Here is an 18177-nt window from a genome sequence, read left to right as displayed (position 1 = left end):
GCATGCTGATTGTTACCGAAACGACCCCATGCGCCTGAAAAGTATCAAACTCGCAGGCTTCAAATCCTTCGTCGATCCCACTACGGCCAACTTCCCCAGCAACATGGCCGCAGTGGTCGGTCCCAATGGCTGCGGAAAATCCAACATCATCGATGCGGTGCGCTGGGTCATGGGCGAAAGCTCGGCCAAGAACCTGCGGGGCGAGTCGATGACTGATGTCATTTTCAATGGCTCCAATACCCGCAAACCGGTTACCCAGGCCAGTATCGAGCTGGTTTTCGACAACTCGGACGGCACACTGGTCGGCGAATATGCAGCGTTTGCGGAAATTTCCATTCGCCGACGGGTCACCCGCGATGCGCAGAACACCTACTTTCTCAATGGCATCAAATGCCGGCGTCGCGATATCACCGATATCTTCCTGGGTACCGGCCTCGGTCCGCGTAGTTACTCGATCATCGAACAGGGCATGATCTCCAAACTGATCGAAGCCAAACCAGAGGATCTACGCAACTTCATCGAGGAAGCCGCCGGCATTTCCAAATATAAGGAACGCCGCCGGGAAACCGAGAATCGCATTCGGCGAACCCTGGAAAACCTGGCGCGCCTGGGCGATTTGCGCGAAGAACTGGAACGACAGCTCGAACGCCTGCACCGCCAGGCCCAAGCGGCCGAGAAATACAAGCAGTACAAGGCAGACGAACGCCAGGCCACCGCCCAATTGATCGCCTTGCGTTGGCGCACTCTCGACGAGCAAAGCCACCAGTATCAGCAAGTCATCATCGGGCAGGAAACAGCGCTCGAAGCCCTGATTGCCGAACAGCGTAATGCCGATGCCAGCATCGAGCATATACGCGATAGTCATCACGAACTATCTGAACGCTTCAATCAAGCCCAAAGCCGCTTTTATTCAGTTGGCGGGGATATCGCCCGGGTCGAACAGAATATCCAGCATGGGCAGCAGCGCTTGCGCCAACTGGCGGAAGATTTGCGCGAAGCGGAACGAGCACGCCAGGAAACCACCGCTCATCTGGAACAGGATCACCTCCAACTGGCAGCGCTCGAAGAGGAAATACATTCCCTCGAACCCGAACACGAGTTGGCCAAGGCGACGGCAGAGGAAGCCTCAGCCAGCCTCGATGAGGCAGAAATAGCCATGCACAGCTGGCAGGAACGCTGGGATAGCTTCAGCCAGCACAGTGCCGAACCGCAACGAACCGCCGAAGTCCAGCAGTCATTGATCCGCCAACTGGAGCAAAACCTTGAGCAACTGGCCAATCGGCAACATCGCCTGGAGAACGAGCGCGGCTTGCTGGGCGCCGATCCTGAAGATGCGGCTATCACCGAATCGCGCGAACAATTGGCAATCAGCGAATTGCATCTTGAGGAACTGACTGCTACCGAAGCTGATCAGGAAGAACATCTTGCGCAATTGCACAACAACTTGCGTGAAACAGCGCAGACCCAACAGGACAACCTGGGAGAACTGCAACGCTTGGAGGGTCGTATTGCTTCATTGGAAGCCTTGCAGCAAGCGGCATTGAATCCCGGCAAGGGAGTTGCTGAATGGCTACAGGACAACGGTTTGGCCAAACATCCGCGCCTGGCCGAAGAGCTACGAGTGGAGCCTGGTTGGGAACTGGCTGTTGAAACCGTGCTGGGCAACGATCTTCAGGCCGTTCTGTTGGACGACTTCACGGCATTCGATCTGTCCACTTTCGAAGAAGGCGAACTGCGGCTGCTCAGCCCCGCCGAACGAATTCTGCGACCAGTGAATGGCTTGCTGGGTCAAGTCGACTCGCAGCATGACCTGTCGCCATGGTTGGCCCAGATACGACCGGTGGAATCGCTGGAACAGGCCATCGCCGAACGCGCTTCACTACGTGACGGCGAGACGTTGATCACTCGCGATGGTCACTGGATCGGTCGGTATTCGCTGTGCATACGACGTGCGAATCGAGCAGAATCCGGTTTACTGGCACGAGGACAAGAGCTTGAGCATCTGCACGAAGAACGCAGTACGCGCAGCCTCAGGCAGGAAGACCTCGAACAGAATCTGGCCGAGTTACGCGAAATACAACAGCACCATCAGGAAATGCGCGAACAATTGCGCCAGCGCATCCAACAGGAATCGCGACGCCAGGCTGAAATCAAAGCGCAGCTATCCGCCCATCAGGCCCGCTACGAACAACTGACCCTGCGCCAGCAGCGTCTGGATGAAGAACTACAGGAAATAGCGACACAACGCATTACGGAAACCGAACATTTAGGCGACTCTCGCCTGCAATTGCAAGCGGCCCTGGATGCAATGGAGCAAGCCTGCGAACAACGCGAAAAACTGCAAACCGAGCGGGAGCGACTGCGTGAGCATCTGGATCGCATCCGCCAGGAAGCACGACAGCACAAAGATCATGCTCATCAGCTTGCGGTTCGCCTCGGCTCACTGCAGGCGCAGTACGGCTCGCTCAGGCAATCGCTGGAACGTTTGCAGCAACAGTTCGAACGAGCCAATGAATGGCATGAACAGCTCTGCCTGAGCCTTGATGAAGGCAATGCACCACTGGAAGAGCTGCGGATCAAGCTGGAGGAACTTCTCGAACACCGCATGGTTGCCGAGGAAGAGGTGCAACAGGCCCGCCAAACGCTGGAAAATATCGATTTCAAGCTGCGCGATGACGAAAAGCGAAGAACCAATGCCGAACAGCAGGCCCAGTTATTGCGCAGCCAATTGGAGAAACAGCGCTTGGAATGGCAAGCTCTGGATATCCAAGGCAAGACACTACAAGAACAATTGCGCCAAGAGGGCTACGACCTACACACCGTACTCGTCAACCTCGCGCCAGATAGCACAGAAAGCAACCTGAAAACCGAGCTGGAAAACCTGGCCATGCGTATCCAGCGCCTCGGCCCCATCAACCTGGCAGCTATCGACGAATACCAGCAACAGTCCGAACGCAAGCAGTATCTGGATATGCAGAACGACGATTTGGTCGAGGCCTTGCAGACCCTGGAAAATGTAATCCGCAAGATCGATCAGGAAACTCGCAACCGCTTCAAGGATACCTTCGACAAAATCAACGGTGGGCTACAAGCGCTTTTCCCCAAGGTATTCGGTGGAGGAACGGCCTACCTGGAATTTACCGGCGAAGACTTGCTCGATACCGGAGTTGCGATCATGGCACGGCCTCCCGGCAAGAAAAACAGCACCATTCACCTGCTTTCAGGAGGAGAAAAAGCCCTGACGGCCTTAGCGCTGGTGTTCGCTATCTTCCAGCTGAATCCAGCTCCCTTCTGCATGCTGGATGAGGTAGACGCGCCGCTAGATGACACAAACGTTGGTCGCTATGCAAAATTGGTGAAAGAGATGTCGCAGACTGTGCAATTTATTTACATCACTCATAACAAGATCGCCATGGAGATGGCAGATCAGCTGATGGGGGTAACCATGCATGAACCGGGCTGCTCTCGCCTGGTAACGGTCGATATCGAAGAAGCAGCCTCTCTGGCATCGAACCAATGAAGGCAACGTCGATCATAGATGGTTCACCAAGTTAATATTTTCTTGTTGGAGCAATCTTCAGAGGCCATCCAAACGGTACAAAAGAGCCGTTTGCCATGCTAGTTTAGAAATAATTTCCTGCGCAGGCCCCTCTTGGATGAGGTCGTTGTGGCGCAATCATCATTGGATTCAGAGGTTATTAATGGAAATCGGTCTGCGCGAATGGCTGATCGTTGTCGGTATAGTGGTCATCGTAGTCATTCTTTTCGATGGCTGGCGTCGCATGAGAGGCGGAAAGGGAAAATTGAAATTCCAGCTTGAGCGCAACGTTGCCGACCAGCAAGAGGAAGATAGTGGCGAGAATACAGACGAATTGCTGGGGCCGGCTCGGATAGTCCGCCAGCAAGACCCCACTCTCGACATTCATGACATGCCCTCCTTGAGCACCCATGGTCATCAAAGATCTCACAGCAGCGAATCCAGCAAGCATGATGAATATCGTATCGGCACGCATAATGAAACCTCGTCCATGCGAATTGAACCGATTCAGAACGACCATTTTCACGATTACGAAGAAAAGGAAGAACACGACAAGAGTGGCCCCTCACCAATAGAGGAAGTACTTGTCATCAATGTAATTTCTCGCGAGCCGACTGGCTTCAGAGGCCCTGCCCTACTGCAGAATATTCTGGAAAGTGGCTTGCGTTTCGGTGAAATGGATATCTTTCATCGCCATGAAAGCATGACCGGCAATGGCGAAATCCTGTTCTCTATGGCCAATGCAGTCAAACCAGGTACGTTCGATCTGGATGATATCGATCACTTCACGACACGAGCCGTCAGTTTCTTCCTTGGATTGCCAGGCCCGCGCCATCCCAAGCAAGCGTTCGATCTCATGATCGCTGCAGCTCGCAAGCTATCCCAGGAGCTCAGCGGCGAACTGAAGGACGATCAGCGCAGTGTTCTGACGGCCCAGACCATCGAACACTATCGCCAACGTATCGCCGAATTCGAACGCCGCCAGATGACGCTGAAACGTTAATGAGTAATCGTCATCTAGATCACCCTTTATTCAACGCGGAAACCTGATTTTACGAAATCAGCAATTATTAAGTATTGAGGCCTGGATATCGTCAGTAGATAGGTAGCTCTATATTTCTGAAAAGCTCTTCCTGTTCGGTCTTGTTATGGCATTTGATAGCCCCGTCGATTGCGTCGCGAGTCAGATGTGGAGCGAAATTCTTGATGAAGTCATACATGAACCCACGCAGGAAGGTTCCACGGCGAAAGCCGATTTTGGTAATGCTGGCTTCAAAAAGCGAACTGGCATCCAGTATGGTCAGATCCGAATCAAGCTCGCTATCCACTGCCATACGGGCAACGATCCCAACACCCAGCCCAAGGCGAACATAAGTCTTGATCACATCCGCATCTGCCGCTGTGAAGACTACTTTAGGAACGAGGTTGTGTCGGCAAAATGCTTCATCAAGCTTGGAACGGCCAGTAAATCCAAAAACATAAGTAACAATCGGATGCTCGGCCAAGGCCTCCAGAGTCAAGGTTTCGATCTGGCTTAGAGGATGCCCCTTGGGGACAATGACGCATCGATTCCAACGGTAGCAAGGCATCATGATCAGGTCACCGAAAAGCTCTAACCCTTCGGTAGCGATGGCAAAATCCACGGTTCCATCAGCAGCCATCTCGGCTATCTGCATAGGCGTTCCCTGATGCATATGCAGAGAAACATCGGGATACTGCTTGATGAAATCGCCGATGACCAACGGCAGCGCATAGCGAGCTTGAGTATGAGTAGTGGCGATACTCAGGGTACCCTTCTTCTCATTGGAAAACTCCTGAGCGATCTGCTTGATACTTTCGCATTTACGCAGAATTTCTCCCGCTGTCGCGATAATGCGCTCCCCTGCTGGCGTAACGCGGGTAAGGTGTTTTCCGCTCCGGGCAAAGACCTCTACTCCGAGCTCATCTTCGAGAAGCCGTATCTGCTTGCTGATACCAGGCTGGGACGTATAAAGGCTTTGAGCAGTAGCCGACACATTCAGATCATGGTGTGCAACTTCCCAGATATAACGCAACTGCTGAAGCTTCATAGAGGCTCCCAAAAATATGATGAATCGTTTGCGAGCCCACTTATAACCCTTAGAGAGTTTTTTTGTAAATATTATATCTGTTTGAAATTTAAAAATAATGCGAGTCCAGCGCTCCAACCGGCTGTGACAACCGAACTCCAGCAAACTATATTTGCCAAATCATCTATTCAAAGAGCGTAGCAGAACCCCAGAGAATTACGCCAAGGCCAGGCACTGCGCAAACTGCCTCACCTAGTATCACTCATAGATCGGTTTCCCCTATTGACAGGGCAAACGAGTATCATCTTGAGGCTCGTCCGGCTCTACCCATAGGGTCATTTTTTCGAATTATTCAGCTAGCCCATATAAGGCTATCGCGACCTGATGAGTAACATAATGGCTGACTTACCAATCAATGACTTGAACATCGACTCCAACATAACACTGATCACGCCGGAAGAACTGAAAGCGGAGCTTCCCTTAAGCGAACCAGCCGAGGCAAACGTGTCTCAGGCTCGCCAAGTGGTTCGTAACATTCTGGATGGCACAGACCACCGGCTTTTCGTCGTGATCGGCCCATGCTCCATTCATGATATCGAAGCGGCCCATGACTATGCCAAACGACTCAAAGCATTAGCGGAACAGGTTTCCGACAGCCTGTTTCTCATCATGCGCGTCTACTTCGAAAAACCTCGTACCACCGTTGGCTGGAAAGGGCTTATCAACGATCCTTATATGGATGATTCATTCAAGATTCAGGACGGTTTGCGCATTGCTCGCCGCTTACTGCTCGAGCTCGCAGAAATGGGCTTACCCACTGCAACTGAAGCATTAGACCCTATTTCACCGCAGTATCTACAAGACCTGATTACCTGGGCGGCTATCGGAGCACGCACGACCGAATCCCAGACTCATCGGGAGATGGCCTCGGGATTATCCTCGGCGGTAGGCTTTAAAAATGGTACGGACGGCAGCCTGACGGTAGCGATCAATGCTTTGCAGTCAGTCTCACGCCCTCATCGCTTCCTTGGCATAAACCAGTCAGGTAGCGTCTCGATTGTCACAACCAAGGGGAACCCCTACGGCCATGTCGTTCTTCGGGGAGGTAATGGCAAACCGAATTATGACTCGGTCAGTGTGACGCTTTGCGAACAACAACTGACCAAAGCAGGAATCAAGCCGAACATCATGATCGACTGCAGCCATGCAAACTCCAACAAAGACCCGGCTTTACAGCCATTAGTCATGACCAATATCACCAACCAGATCTGCGAAGGCAACGATTCGATTGTCGGGCTCATGATAGAAAGCCATATAGGCCAGGGAAGCCAGTCGATTCCAAAAGATCTCTCACAACTCAAGTATGGGGTATCGATTACTGATGCCTGTATCGGCTGGGAAACGACCGAAAAAGCCGTGCTTGATATGCATGCCAAGCTCAAGGACGTGCTAGTCAAACGCAAGCGTAACTGAATACCTTCAAATCGGAATGTGCCAGCTTGCCTGGCATCTTCGCAATCGACTTATTTACTAAGTCGCTTTTCCACCCGCTCAAGGTAGCGTTCCACATACGAGCATGAGGGAATGACGATATATCCTTCCTGCTCGGCAAACTCCAGCGCCGCCCTTGTCAGCGCAGCTGCGATGCCACGGCCACGCAGCTCATCCGGGACAAATGTTCGGTAGAAGTCCAGAGTCTGTTTTCCTAAATCCATATACGCCAGATAAGCACGGTGCCCATCGATAACCGTCTCGAATTGATGGGTTATGCGGTTGTGACTTATTGAATTTTGCATCATCGCTCCTTTGGCAGACCAGCCCGCACAAAGCCTCGTTTAGCATAATTAATAGCGCCATTCTCACTCTAGGCTTGGACAAATGTTACGACTCGACGTGCCAGGTAGACATCGATCAAAAAGTATATTTTTTAATCAAAAATGAAATAAATAGACGAAAACCAGATGTGAACATATTAAAACCTAGCGAAGCACTATATAAAAAATGAACTTTATTCGTTGATATGGATCGCAATCCAAGACAAGATATTCTTGAAAATTTTTGGTATTTTTGTTGTTATCTGAATACTTTTTAATCAAGTCAAGATTTGGAGAGGAAAAATAGCCTGTCAGAGCACTACCTCAGTTTACTTACTAAAACTTATAGGTAGTATTGGCTCGCCAACTTCCTTGATGAGAAGTTGCTTTAGGAACTCCACGAAAAAGGGGAATGCAATGAATAACGTTTTTAAACTTTCTGCCTTGGCTCTGGCTGCTGCTCTAGCTGCTGGTTGCAGCAGCGACACCATAACAAAACAAGAAGCCGAATCTCGTCTGACTGCTACCGAGGATGCCGCTGCCCGCGCCCAAGCTCGCGCCGACGAAGCCTACAGCAGAGCTGATGAAGCCTTGTCTGCAGCCCAAAGAGCACAACAAACTGCCGACGAAGCCAACGAGCGCGCTCTACGTATGCTGGATCGTGCTAGCCGCAAATAAGCCAGGCTATCTGCTTATAAAAAAGCCGATCTGCAAGATCGGCTTTTCTTTCGGTAACCCGATAAACAGCGGTAAAAAGCCTAAGTACCGGGCGTAGCGACCTGTCCAGCAAAGGTGGTAGGCGACTGCTCGGCAATTGAAACAGGCAATCCATCTTCAGTTGCTACAATATCGCGGACTATTTCCCAATCCAGATGAAAGCTGGATTTCGCCTGATCATATTTAAGTAGCTCATTGGCTACGCTTGCATGCTTATCCATTAAAGAAGAGGCTTCTTTTCCCTCTTTCCCTTGTAAAGGAGCATGCACTTCCAAGTAAAGCTTACCCTCCCTCATCCCGAATTTGTATGGTTCGTTGATGATACGAACCTTGGTACCTACACCGACTATCCCTGCCAGGTGAAGAAGGTCAGAGTTGAGCATTCGAAAGCATCCGTGACTTACCCGCGTGCCAATCCCGAATTGCTTATTGGAACCATGGATAAGGTAGCCAGGCAGGCCTAGATTGAACTTGAAAGGCCCCAGGGGATTATCCGGCCCGGGCGGAACGATCTTAGGCAGTGGATCTCCATCGGCTGCGTGCTCGTCTCGAATCGATTGCGGTGGATACCATGCCGGATTAGGTGTTTTAGCGGTAATTTTAGTTATGGCTATAGGCGACGACCAACCTTCCCGCCCGATTCCCAATGGATAAGTATGGACGACATTTTCCCCCTTTGGAAAATAATAGAGTCGATACTCCGCCAAATTTATGACAATGCCGTCACGCGGGCCAGGTGGCAAGATAAAGCGGGTCGGCAATACGATATCCGTCCCCTCCCCTGGTAGCCATGGATCGACGCCAGGGTTAGCAGCAACCATTTCCGTATAGCCCAGATTGTAGAGCTCACCCAGTTCGGCAAAAGTATCTTTGTACTGCGCTTGGACAACCTGTATCTGACCAACAACGTCATCGCCCTGTGGCGGTAACTGTAATTCCAATGCCATAGCAGGATCAGCCAGAAGCGAAGCAGCCAGCGATAGACAGCAAGCGATTGAAGAAGTACGAAACAGCATTGGGAAAACCTTTGGCACGGTAGCAATGGGAGGATTGTAAGCAATAAGTCGACCACCGAGTAAAGGCTCGGACATTACCAGACATATGGCGCCAATGATTGTCCTGTGCGTCGAATCCTGAAAACACGCAAAGCCATATCGCTTGCGTGCCTGAAGGCTGAACGAAAAGTCCCAGCTACTGCATTTTCGTCCAGCCTCAAACCTCCAACGCTGTTATCGGGTCTTTATTCTTGCCACAAATAGGCTCCTGCCCCACATATACTCGATTGTCTTGGTAATAGTTGAGTAGTTACTCGAGAATGGGTGGTGGCTTTAAATCCCGCAATGGCAAATAAAGACTAACGATTCACATCGATAACTACTCGGCCACGTACCTTGCCAGCAATCATATCTGCGGCCAATTGGATTGATTGCTCCAGCCCGACTTCATGACCAATATATTCCAAATGGGCAGGATCCAGCGTTTCCCCCAAACGTTTCCAGGCCTCAATCCGATCAGCACGTGGGCGCATCACACTATCAATTCCTAGCAATGCCACTCCACGCAAGATAAACGGCGCAACACTGGCAGGAAAATCCATGCCCTGCGCAAGTCCGCAGGCAGCCACAGCTCCGCCATAACGGATGCAGGCACAAACATTGGCCAAGGTGTGACTGCCAACTGAATCGATAGCTCCGGCCCAGCGCTCTTTGCCAAGCGGTCGCCCCGGCTCTGATAAGGTTGCACGATCCAGAATCTCTACCGCACCAAGCTTCTTCAGATACTCCGTTTCGTTCACGCGCCCGGTGCAAGCCACTACCTTGTAACCCAGCCTGGCAAGCAATGCGATGGCGAAACTGCCGACCCCACCATTGGCCCCGGTCACCAGGATTTCTCCTTTGTCCGGAGTAACGCCATGCTGCTCCAGCGCCAGCACCGACAACATAGCCGTATAGCCGGCAGTACCAATGGCCATTGCTTGACGTGCAGAAAACTTCTCGGGTAACGGAATCAACCAGCTACCATTCAGACGTGCCTTCTGTGACAAACCACCCCAATGCTTTTCACCTACCCCCCAACCATTGAGTAGTACTGCATCGCCCTTCTTGAATTCAGGATGACTGCTGTCTTCCACCGTACCGGCCAAATCGATTCCCGGCACCATTGGAAACTCGCGCACCACAGGCCCCTTGCCGGTAATCCCCAGGGCATCCTTATAGTTGAGCGTTGAGTATTCCACGCGCACTGTTACATCGCCGGCCGGCAAGCGGGTGTCATCCAGCGTGGCGAGATGAGGACGATAGCCTTCGGCATCTTTTTCAATCAAGACTGCTTTGAACATTAGAATCCTCTCAATTTAGACCGATCGTCTATTAACAGATATCAAAACTCAGCGTGGCAGGCCTGCCATGAAAACCTTGAAAAAGACATCCAGTGGATCAACTTTTTGTACGAGCCTTGCGCGCATGACGGCACCTTCCCAACCAATCCAGAAAAACTGAGCCAACTCCATACAATCGGCTTTTTCAGACAGATCACCGGACTGTTGGGCCAAGCTCAAGCAAGCCGCTATCCTACCTTGCCAGCTTGCGAAAATAGCTTCCAGCAAGTCACCATAGCCTTCTGGCAGAACAGTTACTTCCTGACCGAGATTTCCGACCAGACAACCACGCCGAAACTGGTGCTTGACCATGCCTGCCTTGGCATCTTCAACAAAGGTACCGATTCGCTCCAATGGAGACATGGATTCATCCAGCAGGCGGCGATCCAGTTTGCGGGCAAAGTAAACGGCATAGCTCTCCAGTACCGCCCTGCCGAAGGCATCCTTACTTTTGAAATAGTGGTAAAAAGACCCCTTAGGCACATCAACCTGCTTGAGCAGACCATCGAGCCCGGTAGCGACGAACCCCTGCTCGGTCAACACTGCAGTACCGATCCGAATCAATGCTTCGCGAGTGTCGGAATACTCCCTGGAAACCTTGGGAGGACGGCCGCGTCGAGGTAGAGAACCATGAGTATTCATAGGGAATAAATATAGACCGATCACCTAAAAATACCAATAGCAGTAAATCGGCTCCCTTTTCTTGACTTGCCTGTCCGTTGGGCCAAGCAAATAGGTGCCTTGCAACGGCGTGGAAATATCTTTACCAGTTTTTCCGGACAGATTGCGCCTCGAAATGGGTCTGTTATGGTCTCTTTAATAATTACTCAGAGGACGAAGGAGCATGAATGGAACATAACGTACCCCTCATCACCACCTTGGCAACAGGCTTTGGCCTGGCCTTGATTTTCGGTTTTACCGCAGAAAAATTGAATATTCCGGCATTAGTCGGTTACTTGCTGGCCGGCATTACCCTTGGCCCTTTCACCCCCGGTTTCGTTGCTGATGTACACCTAGCCTCCCAGCTTGCGGAAATCGGTGTAATGCTGTTGATGTTCGGTGTGGGCTTGCATTTTTCTCTCGATGACCTGCTGGCAGTAAAGAAGATTGCCCTTCCTGGCGCGGTGGTGCAGATGGGGCTCGCCACGCTTCTAGGTATGTGGCTGGCGATGACCTGGTGGGACTGGAATATGGGTGCCGCGCTGGTTTTCGGCCTTTCGCTTTCTTGTGCCAGCACAGTGGTGCTGCTCAAAGCTCTGGAAGCCCGCAACCTGCTCGATTCGATAAATGGAAAAATTGCGGTCGGCTGGTTAGTGGTGGAAGACCTGGCTACAGTTCTGGTCCTTGTGCTGCTTCCGTCCCTGGCTAGCGTCCTGGGTGGAGTCGCAGTAGAGGAAACCACCGAACCACTTTGGTTGACGCTCGGGCAAACCCTCCTACAGGTTGCTGCCTTCATCGCACTAATGCTTATTGTCGGACGCCGTGTACTACCCTGGATGCTCCTGCAGATTGCCCGTACCGGTTCGCGGGAACTGTTTACCTTGTCCGTTATTGCCACAGCCATCAGCATTGCCTACGGAGCCGCAGCTCTATTCAGCGTATCCTTCGCCCTCGGCGCATTTTTTGCCGGTACGGTAATGCGCGAATCGAACCTGAGCCATCGTGCCGCAGAAGAATCACTACCACTGCGAGATGCTTTCGCAGTGCTGTTTTTCGTATCCGTCGGCATGTTATTCGACCCACATATACTGCTAGAAAAACCGCTGAGTGTAGTGGCTGTGATTGCCATCATCATAATAGGCAAAGCAATAGCTGCCGCTGTCCTGGTCATACTGTTCCGTTATCCGCTGAATACGGCACTCACCGTATCCGCCAGCCTGGCGCAGATTGGCGAGTTTTCCTTTATTCTGGCAGGCCTCGGCATTTCCCTCGGCCTGATGCCTCAGGAAGGCTTGAGTCTGATTCTTGCCGGTGCGCTGATCTCTATCGCACTCAATCCTCTACTCTTCAAAGCCATCGAACCTCTGAACGATATGGTTCTGCGACGTTCGGCCCTAGCGCGACGCATGGAACATCGTGAAGATCCCCTAGCCGTCCTGCCAATGGCTACCGAACAGAAATACTTGAGTGGTCAAGTGGTTATCGTAGGCTATGGCCGTGTGGGACAGCGCATCGCCGAAGCTTTGCAATCGCGTAATATTCCATTTGTGGTTGCGGAACAGAACCGCGAACTGGTCGAGGCCATCCGAAAACTGGACATTGCCGCAGTAACCGGAAATGCTGCCGATCCGGCAACATTGATTCAGGCCCATATCACCGATGCCGCAATGCTGGTAATCGCCACTCCCGATCCGATCGATGTAACTCGCATGATAGATGCGGCCAAAACGCTAAATCCGCAGATCGAAATCGTAATCCGCACAGACAGCGCGGACGCAGCGCAGATCTTCAAGAAATCGGCGATCGGCAAGGTCTTTTTCGACGATGACGAGCTGGCTCGCAGCATGCGAAGCTATATTCTGGAGCGTTTTGCTTCCTGAAGCGTAGTGTCGCAATAGCTCTTACAAGTGCGGCTATATGCCGAGCAAAGGGAATATTACAAAACCTCCCTTGGCTTGGTGCAGTTGTAAAAGCCGACAAGCAAAGGCAAGATCGCTGGATTCGACATCGAACTACTGTCTGTCCCCGCAGAACCAGGGGATTTTCAGGTTTTACCCCTTGAGCATCTGCACGGCTTGAAATCGCTGTCAGATGCTCTGCGCTTACGCTTAATCTGTGAGCTATTTTTCACAGATTATCTCCCCCATTAACAGGGCACACGAAAACCGAACTGCTACAAATAGCCATTTCGATCCAGTAACCGTATCGCACTAAACTCTTGCCATTGCTCTAGCTTATACATGCTTTACAGAAGCAGGCACCTCATGCAAGCGTACATTTAAATCATCCACTACAGGCGCCCATTCAGCGTCTTCATCCAGATCGCCCTCCAGCAAAGCTGCTTGCGCTTCAGCCCAGAATGGAGCTTCCGATATTTTCATATCGTTCTGTAATGTCACATGGCTACTAATAAAAGTGTCGATACTAACTGCGTCGGAATCCAATCCAAGTTGATCGAACGGCGTACCGAGGTTTTTATTTAGAAGTTCCATAATTATTCCTTCATCGTTATCACGAAGGGATCGTTACACCATCCATATCTAATCAGCGCTCATAACCTCCATTCGCTGAGTAGCCAGTTGACGAAGCGTCTGATGGCACTCTCGACACGGTTGTTGTCGATCGACAAGTGTCCGACTTCCACGTAGCGTTCGAACCGGTTCCAAAGGTTCTTCTTTTTTCATTCCCACAAAATCTTCATCCCATCGGCACTATTGCTTCATTTGTCATTGGGTTTACAAGCCGCCTGAACGGTTTGGCGGAGCTAATCGCACTTTTCCTCGAACTCTGAACCATGATCAATGGCCTAAAGATCAGGTTCATTCTATTGAGGGGGACAGCATGAACGACAGCAGCAAGCGGAAGACGCATAAACCAAGCGAAAAAGAAAAGAAAAACCTTGAGCGAAAACCAGAAAAGGACACGGAAGATCAGCTCGATAAAGCCTTGGAAGATACTTTTCCAGCCAGTGATCCTATTTCACCGTAGCGGTCAGTGACGCCTGCACCTGCCGCTGCCCTTCAGTGGCAGGCACGGCACTGTTATCGTTAGAGAAGTAAGAGAAATGATTGAGAGAGGAAACCACCATGCCACGTGGAGATAAATCAGCTTATAGCGATAAACAGAAACGCCAAGCCGAACACATTGAAGAAAGTTATGAAGCCAAAGGCATTTCGAAAAATGAAGCTGAAGCACGCGCTTGGGCTACGGTTAACAAACAATCGGGGGGTGGAGAAAAAAACGGCTCTGGCACTCAAAAGAGTGATGCGGCTAAAAGTGCTGATCGCAAGGATTCTGTCCAGCGCGCCTCAGCAACCAAACATGGGCACTCGCCAAATACTGCAGCGCAAACGCAAAACAAAAATGACTGATAAAATAAAACATAGCGACCGAGCTTTTAATACCGTATTCACTCGTTATGCTCATGCTCCGACATAATCAAAGGTACCCGTCGAGATATATCCCGCACAAGCTTGTCGATATTCTGTAGGTGAAGGCCATGGCTATCAAGCGCGCTATTGACCAACTTCCAGCTTTCAACCTGCGCAAAATCAGGGCTTCGAATAGTCACTTCAACATCTTCAAGCGCATCGCTGAGTTTGTTGAAACGCTCGTATGATTTATCCACTTCTGAGCCAAGGACTTCAATGAGCGTTTTCAGCTCGGTAACGTGCTCTTTAACGCCGACCTTGAGGCTTCGATAACCTTTTTCATCGGCTGCAAAGCGTATAGCCAAATCCTCAATGGATGTTTGTAGCTCGGCAATTTGTCTTTCTATACGTTTTTGGTCGTCTTGATAACTCTCGCTTTTCTCTTCGAGACTCTTGACTTTCGTGCCAAGCGCAGAGAAATCGCGCCGATACGTATCCTTAAAGGCGTGATAATCCTTGATCGACCTCGTTGATGCTTCTCGAGATGCTTTGTATAGATACCCTGCTATCGCCAATATCAAAATAAAAAGGAAAAAACCCAGCCAATTGGCCATCCAAAACGTGGCGAACTCACTCATAGCCCTCCCATAAACTCGAAATCAAGTGCGCTGCACCTGAAAAATCAGATCAATATCAGGGTAGGCCAAGCTAAATTCACCTTCGTATTTCTTGCCATTTTGGCCTTGCCCTTAGTAGATCGGACAGCAGTGCTTTTAAGTTAGTTGATGCTTTGATCAAGCTCTGTCGTCTGGGCATTCGATATCAACAACTGGCGAAGCGCTCAAGTGACCTCAAAAAGCGCTTGGTCATTCTCCCAAAGAAGCGGATGAGCGCACTCCTTCGAACCAGGCGAGTTTATCGCGCAAGCTGACGACCTCACCGATGATCAATAACGTCGGAGCACGTACGTCATGCTTGCCGATCAGTTCGGGAAGATCCGCGAGTGTGCTGCTGAAGACTCGTTGACTGGTGGTAGTACCTTGCTGCACAAGAGCGGCGGGAGTGGCGGCAGCACGGCCATGGGCAATCAATTGACGACAGATCAAAGGCAGTCCTACCAGCCCCATATAGAAGACCAGAGTCTGCCCAGGCGTACTCAGATCGTTCCAAGGCAGATCGCAGCTACCATCCTTCAAATGTCCGGCGACGAAGCGCACCGACTGCGCATAATCCCGATGAGTCAGTGGAATACCAGCATAAGCAGCGCAACCACTGGCTGCTGTGATGCCTGGCACGACCTGGAATGGGATGCCGTGGGCAGCCAGCGTTTCGATTTCCTCGCCACCTCTTCCGAAAATGAAAGGGTCGCCACCCTTGAGGCGCAAAACCCGCTTGCCTTCCAGAGCCAGGCAAACCAATTGCTGATTGATCTGCTCCTGCGGCAAGGCGTGATCGGCACGACGCTTGCCAACATAGATTCGCTGCGCATCGCGACGGCATAATTCGATGATGGCTGGTGCCACCAATCGATCATAGAGCACTACATCAGCTTGCTGCATAAGTCGCAGGGCCCGGAACGTCAGCAGGTCAGGATCACCGGGCCCGGCACCAACCAAGTACACCTCGCCGGCATGCTGCACACCAGCTCCAGTAAGCTTCTCTACCAACAGACGCTCAGCTTCAGCTTGCCGTCCGGCTAGGACACGCTCGGCAATATTGCCTTGAAAAACCTCTTCCCAGAAAATTCGCCGTTGCTGAACATTGGACAGCGAAGCTTTTACTTGAGCCCGGAATTTACTCGCCAGTACAGCCAACTGGCCATAGGCCGCTGGAATCCAGCTTTCAATTCTGGCCCGGATCAGTCGAGCCAATACCGGCGCTTCACCGCCACTGGAAACGGCGATCAACAATGGGGAACGATCGACGATGGCGGGGAAAATTACAGTGCACAAGGCTGGTGCATCCACTACGTTTATCGGAATACAAAGAGCAGTCGCATCTTCATAAAGCTGGCGATTCAACGAATGATCATTGGTAGCCGCAATAACCAAGGTACATCCGGTAAGATCCTGAGGAGCGTACTCTCGCTGCCGACATTCTCCCTTCTGCAAGGCTACAAGTCCCACCAGTTCCCGATCGATTTCGAGTGCGACTACACGCAGTACTGCACCGGCATCGCCCAGGAGCCGCGCCTTGCGCAAAGCAATCTCGCCACCGCCAACGATCAAAACGGTACGTCCTTGCAGATTATGAAAAAGCGGAAGGTAATTCATGGAAGTTCGCTGGCTGGCTGGGGCCAGAAAAGCTGTAAGACAGCTGTGTCCGGCCAGGATTGTCGATGCTGTGTTCAGCAGCCCTTTTCGGCTATCAGCCGATAACATCCAGATTGTTCATGTAAGGCTGCAAGGCCTGCGGCACCAGGATGCTGCCATCGGCTTGCTGGTAGTTTTCCAACACTGCGACCAGTGCCCGACCAACGGCCAGGCCCGAGCCATTGAGGGTATGCACCAGCTCCGGTTTACCGGTCTCTGGATTACGGTAACGCGCTTGCATACGCCGCGCCTGGAAGTCACTGCAATTGGAGCAGGAAGAAATTTCGCGATACTTATCCTGGCTCGGAACCCAGACTTCCAGATCATAGGTCTTGGTAGCGCCGAACCCCATGTCACCGGTACAAAGAGCCAGAACCCGATAAGGCAACTCCAGTGCCTGGAGAATCCGCTCGGCGTTGGCTGTTAAACTTTCGAGCGCAGCGAAAGATTTGTCCGGTTCAACGATTTGCACCATCTCGACTTTATCGAATTGATGCTGGCGAATCATGCCACGAGTATCCCGTCCGGAAGCCCCCGCCTCGCTACGAAAACAAGGAGTGTGGGCCACAAACTTCATGGGTAGCTGCTTCGCATCGAGAATCTGGCCCGCGATGATATTGGTCAGTGAAACTTCAGCCGTTGGAATCAGGTAAAGATCGGCCTCCTTTTCCCGGCTGATCTTGAACAGATCTTCCTCGAACTTCGGCAGCTGACCTGTTCCTTGAAGCGCTGCAGCCTGTACCAGATACGGCGTGTAGACTTCCTCATAACCATGCTCGCGTATATGCAGGTCGAGCATGAATTGGGCAAGCGCCCGATGCAAACGGGCGATCGGACCGCGCAGCAACGCGAAGCGCGCACCAGAAAGCCTGGCGGCAGTTTCGAAATCGAGCCAGCCATGCTGCTCACCAAGGGCAACATGATCCTTGACCTCGAACTCGAAACGACGCGGCGTACCCCAGCGGCGAACCTCTTGGTTTTCCTCTTCATCCTTGCCGACGGGTACCGATTCATGAGGTAGATTGGGAATTTCCAGCAACAGCGCATCCAGCTCCGCCTGGATGGATTCCAGCTCACGTTTGGCCGAATCCAGTTCAGAACCCATGCGATCCACTTCAGCAAGTAGCGGGGCAATGTCTTCACCTCGCTGTTTGGCCTGGCCAATACTTTTGGAGCGAGCATTGCGCTCGGCCTGAAGCTGCTCGGTACGTGTCTGCACGGTTTTACGCTGCGACTCCAACGCTTCGATACGCGTCACGTCCAGCTGATAACCACGAGTGGCGAGGCGCTGCGCCACGGCCTCTGGCTGGGTACGTACCAGTTTTGGATCAAGCATGAGG

Annotated in this window: 15 protein-coding genes and 2 pseudogenes; 7 read left to right on the top strand and 10 right to left on the bottom strand. The window is 51.7% G+C overall.

Annotated elements, in window-relative coordinates:
- Positions 1 to 28: 28 nt before the first annotated feature.
- Positions 29 to 3520 (top strand): chromosome segregation protein SMC, encoded by a 3492-nt coding sequence (gene smc, locus FHR87_RS11485; protein WP_183166871.1) that lies wholly within the window; start codon positions 29 to 31, stop codon positions 3518 to 3520.
- Positions 3521 to 3701: 181 nt separating this feature from the next.
- Entirely contained in the window at positions 3702 to 4541 is an 840-nt protein-coding gene (gene zipA / locus FHR87_RS11480; RefSeq protein WP_183166870.1) for a cell division protein ZipA, read from the top strand.
- Positions 4542 to 4632: 91 nt separating this feature from the next.
- On the opposite strand, the gene cysB is transcribed toward zipA, so the two are convergent.
- On the bottom strand, positions 4633 to 5607 hold the full coding sequence (cysB, locus tag FHR87_RS11475; protein WP_183166869.1) for an HTH-type transcriptional regulator CysB: 975 nt from the start codon (positions 5605 to 5607) through the stop codon (positions 4633 to 4635).
- 375 nt (positions 5608 to 5982) lie between these two features.
- On the opposite strand from cysB, the gene FHR87_RS11470 reads away from it, so the two are divergent.
- The gene (locus FHR87_RS11470; RefSeq protein WP_183166868.1) at positions 5983 to 7059 is read left to right on the top strand and encodes a 3-deoxy-7-phosphoheptulonate synthase; all 1077 of its coding nucleotides are present in this window, start codon (positions 5983 to 5985) and stop codon (positions 7057 to 7059) included.
- 50 nt (positions 7060 to 7109) lie between these two features.
- On the opposite strand, the gene FHR87_RS11465 is transcribed toward FHR87_RS11470, so the two are convergent.
- Positions 7110 to 7385, bottom strand: a complete 276-nt coding sequence (locus FHR87_RS11465) for a GNAT family N-acetyltransferase (RefSeq protein ID WP_246336015.1) — start codon at positions 7383 to 7385, stop codon at positions 7110 to 7112.
- 432 nt (positions 7386 to 7817) lie between these two features.
- On the opposite strand from FHR87_RS11465, the gene FHR87_RS11460 reads away from it, so the two are divergent.
- Complete coding sequence (locus FHR87_RS11460; protein ID WP_183166867.1) at positions 7818 to 8078, top strand: Lpp/OprI family alanine-zipper lipoprotein; 261 nt, start codon at positions 7818 to 7820, stop codon at positions 8076 to 8078.
- Between the two features lie 80 nt (positions 8079 to 8158).
- Here the strand turns inward: FHR87_RS11460 and FHR87_RS11455 are convergent, their stop codons facing one another.
- From FHR87_RS11455 to acuR, 3 genes are all read right to left on the bottom strand, one after another.
- A complete protein-coding gene (locus FHR87_RS11455) occupies positions 8159 to 9133 on the bottom strand; it encodes a L,D-transpeptidase family protein (RefSeq protein ID WP_183166866.1) in 975 nt (324 codons plus the stop codon).
- A gap of 338 nt (positions 9134 to 9471) precedes the next feature.
- On the bottom strand, positions 9472 to 10455 hold the full coding sequence (gene acuI / locus FHR87_RS11450) for an acrylyl-CoA reductase (NADPH) (RefSeq protein WP_183166865.1): 984 nt from the start codon (positions 10453 to 10455) through the stop codon (positions 9472 to 9474).
- A gap of 48 nt (positions 10456 to 10503) precedes the next feature.
- Positions 10504 to 11136 carry an acrylate utilization transcriptional regulator AcuR gene (acuR, locus tag FHR87_RS11445; RefSeq protein ID WP_183166864.1) on the bottom strand — a complete coding sequence of 211 codons (633 nt, stop codon included), beginning with the start codon at positions 11134 to 11136 and terminating at the stop codon, positions 10504 to 10506.
- Between the two features lie 206 nt (positions 11137 to 11342).
- Here acuR and FHR87_RS11440 point away from each other — a divergent pair, with 206 nt between their 5' ends.
- Positions 11343 to 13034, top strand: coding sequence for a cation:proton antiporter domain-containing protein (locus FHR87_RS11440; RefSeq protein ID WP_183166863.1), 1692 nt, complete (start codon positions 11343 to 11345; stop codon positions 13032 to 13034).
- Between the two features lie 354 nt (positions 13035 to 13388).
- Here the strand turns inward: FHR87_RS11440 and FHR87_RS11435 are convergent, their stop codons facing one another.
- Positions 13389 to 13646, bottom strand: coding sequence for a DUF2789 family protein (locus FHR87_RS11435; RefSeq protein WP_183166862.1), 258 nt, complete (start codon positions 13644 to 13646; stop codon positions 13389 to 13391).
- 74 nt (positions 13647 to 13720) lie between these two features.
- Positions 13721 to 13819: pseudogene (locus tag FHR87_RS11430) on the bottom strand (IS66 family transposase); the annotation flags it as partial.
- A 176-nt stretch (positions 13820 to 13995) separates the two neighbouring features.
- On the opposite strand from FHR87_RS11430, the gene FHR87_RS11425 reads away from it, so the two are divergent.
- A complete protein-coding gene (locus FHR87_RS11425; RefSeq protein ID WP_183166861.1) occupies positions 13996 to 14142 on the top strand; it encodes a hypothetical protein in 147 nt (48 codons plus the stop codon).
- Between the two features lie 98 nt (positions 14143 to 14240).
- Positions 14241 to 14516 (top strand): annotated as a pseudogene (locus FHR87_RS11420) (termination factor Rho); the annotation flags it as partial.
- A gap of 47 nt (positions 14517 to 14563) precedes the next feature.
- Here the strand turns inward: FHR87_RS11420 and FHR87_RS11415 are convergent.
- From FHR87_RS11415 to serS, 3 genes are all read right to left on the bottom strand, one after another.
- Complete coding sequence (locus FHR87_RS11415) at positions 14564 to 15163, bottom strand: hypothetical protein (protein WP_183166860.1); 600 nt, start codon at positions 15161 to 15163, stop codon at positions 14564 to 14566.
- Positions 15164 to 15391: 228 nt separating this feature from the next.
- Entirely contained in the window at positions 15392 to 16798 is a 1407-nt protein-coding gene (gene cysG / locus FHR87_RS11410) for a siroheme synthase CysG (RefSeq protein ID WP_183166859.1), read from the bottom strand.
- Positions 16799 to 16892: 94 nt separating this feature from the next.
- Positions 16893 to 18173, bottom strand: a complete 1281-nt coding sequence (gene serS / locus FHR87_RS11405; RefSeq protein WP_183166858.1) for a serine--tRNA ligase — start codon at positions 18171 to 18173, stop codon at positions 16893 to 16895.
- Positions 18174 to 18177: the final 4 nt, after the last annotated feature.

Source organism: Azomonas macrocytogenes, assembly GCF_014191985.1.
Lineage (GTDB): Bacteria > Pseudomonadota > Gammaproteobacteria > Pseudomonadales > Pseudomonadaceae > Azomonas > Azomonas macrocytogenes.
The sequence above is the reverse complement of the archived record's forward strand: the minus strand, read 5'-3'. Positions and strand labels throughout refer to the sequence as shown.

Bases quoted from the DNA above. Each gene is read 5' to 3' on its own strand.
- FHR87_RS11455 (WP_183166866.1), bottom strand. From the start codon at position 9,133: ATGCTGTTTCGTACTTCTTCAATCGCTTGCTGTCTATCGCTGGCTGCT.
- FHR87_RS11465 (WP_246336015.1), bottom strand. From the start codon at position 7,385: ATGATGCAAAATTCAATAAGTCACAACCGCATAACCCATCAATTCGAG.
- FHR87_RS11440 (WP_183166863.1), top strand. From the start codon at position 11,343: ATGGAACATAACGTACCCCTCATCACCACCTTGGCAACAGGCTTTGGC.
- FHR87_RS11470 (WP_183166868.1), top strand. From the start codon at position 5,983: ATGGCTGACTTACCAATCAATGACTTGAACATCGACTCCAACATAACA.
- cysB (WP_183166869.1), bottom strand. From the start codon at position 5,607: ATGAAGCTTCAGCAGTTGCGTTATATCTGGGAAGTTGCACACCATGAT.
- FHR87_RS11425 (WP_183166861.1), top strand. From the start codon at position 13,996: ATGAACGACAGCAGCAAGCGGAAGACGCATAAACCAAGCGAAAAAGAA.
- FHR87_RS11435 (WP_183166862.1), bottom strand. From the start codon at position 13,646: ATGGAACTTCTAAATAAAAACCTCGGTACGCCGTTCGATCAACTTGGA.
- acuI (WP_183166865.1), bottom strand. From the start codon at position 10,455: ATGTTCAAAGCAGTCTTGATTGAAAAAGATGCCGAAGGCTATCGTCCT.
- serS (WP_183166858.1), bottom strand. From the start codon at position 18,173: ATGCTTGATCCAAAACTGGTACGTACCCAGCCAGAGGCCGTGGCGCAG.
- smc (WP_183166871.1), top strand. From the start codon at position 29: ATGCGCCTGAAAAGTATCAAACTCGCAGGCTTCAAATCCTTCGTCGAT.
- cysG (WP_183166859.1), bottom strand. From the start codon at position 16,798: ATGAATTACCTTCCGCTTTTTCATAATCTGCAAGGACGTACCGTTTTG.
- acuR (WP_183166864.1), bottom strand. From the start codon at position 11,136: ATGAATACTCATGGTTCTCTACCTCGACGCGGCCGTCCTCCCAAGGTT.
- FHR87_RS11460 (WP_183166867.1), top strand. From the start codon at position 7,818: ATGAATAACGTTTTTAAACTTTCTGCCTTGGCTCTGGCTGCTGCTCTA.
- zipA (WP_183166870.1), top strand. From the start codon at position 3,702: ATGGAAATCGGTCTGCGCGAATGGCTGATCGTTGTCGGTATAGTGGTC.
- FHR87_RS11415 (WP_183166860.1), bottom strand. From the start codon at position 15,163: ATGAGTGAGTTCGCCACGTTTTGGATGGCCAATTGGCTGGGTTTTTTC.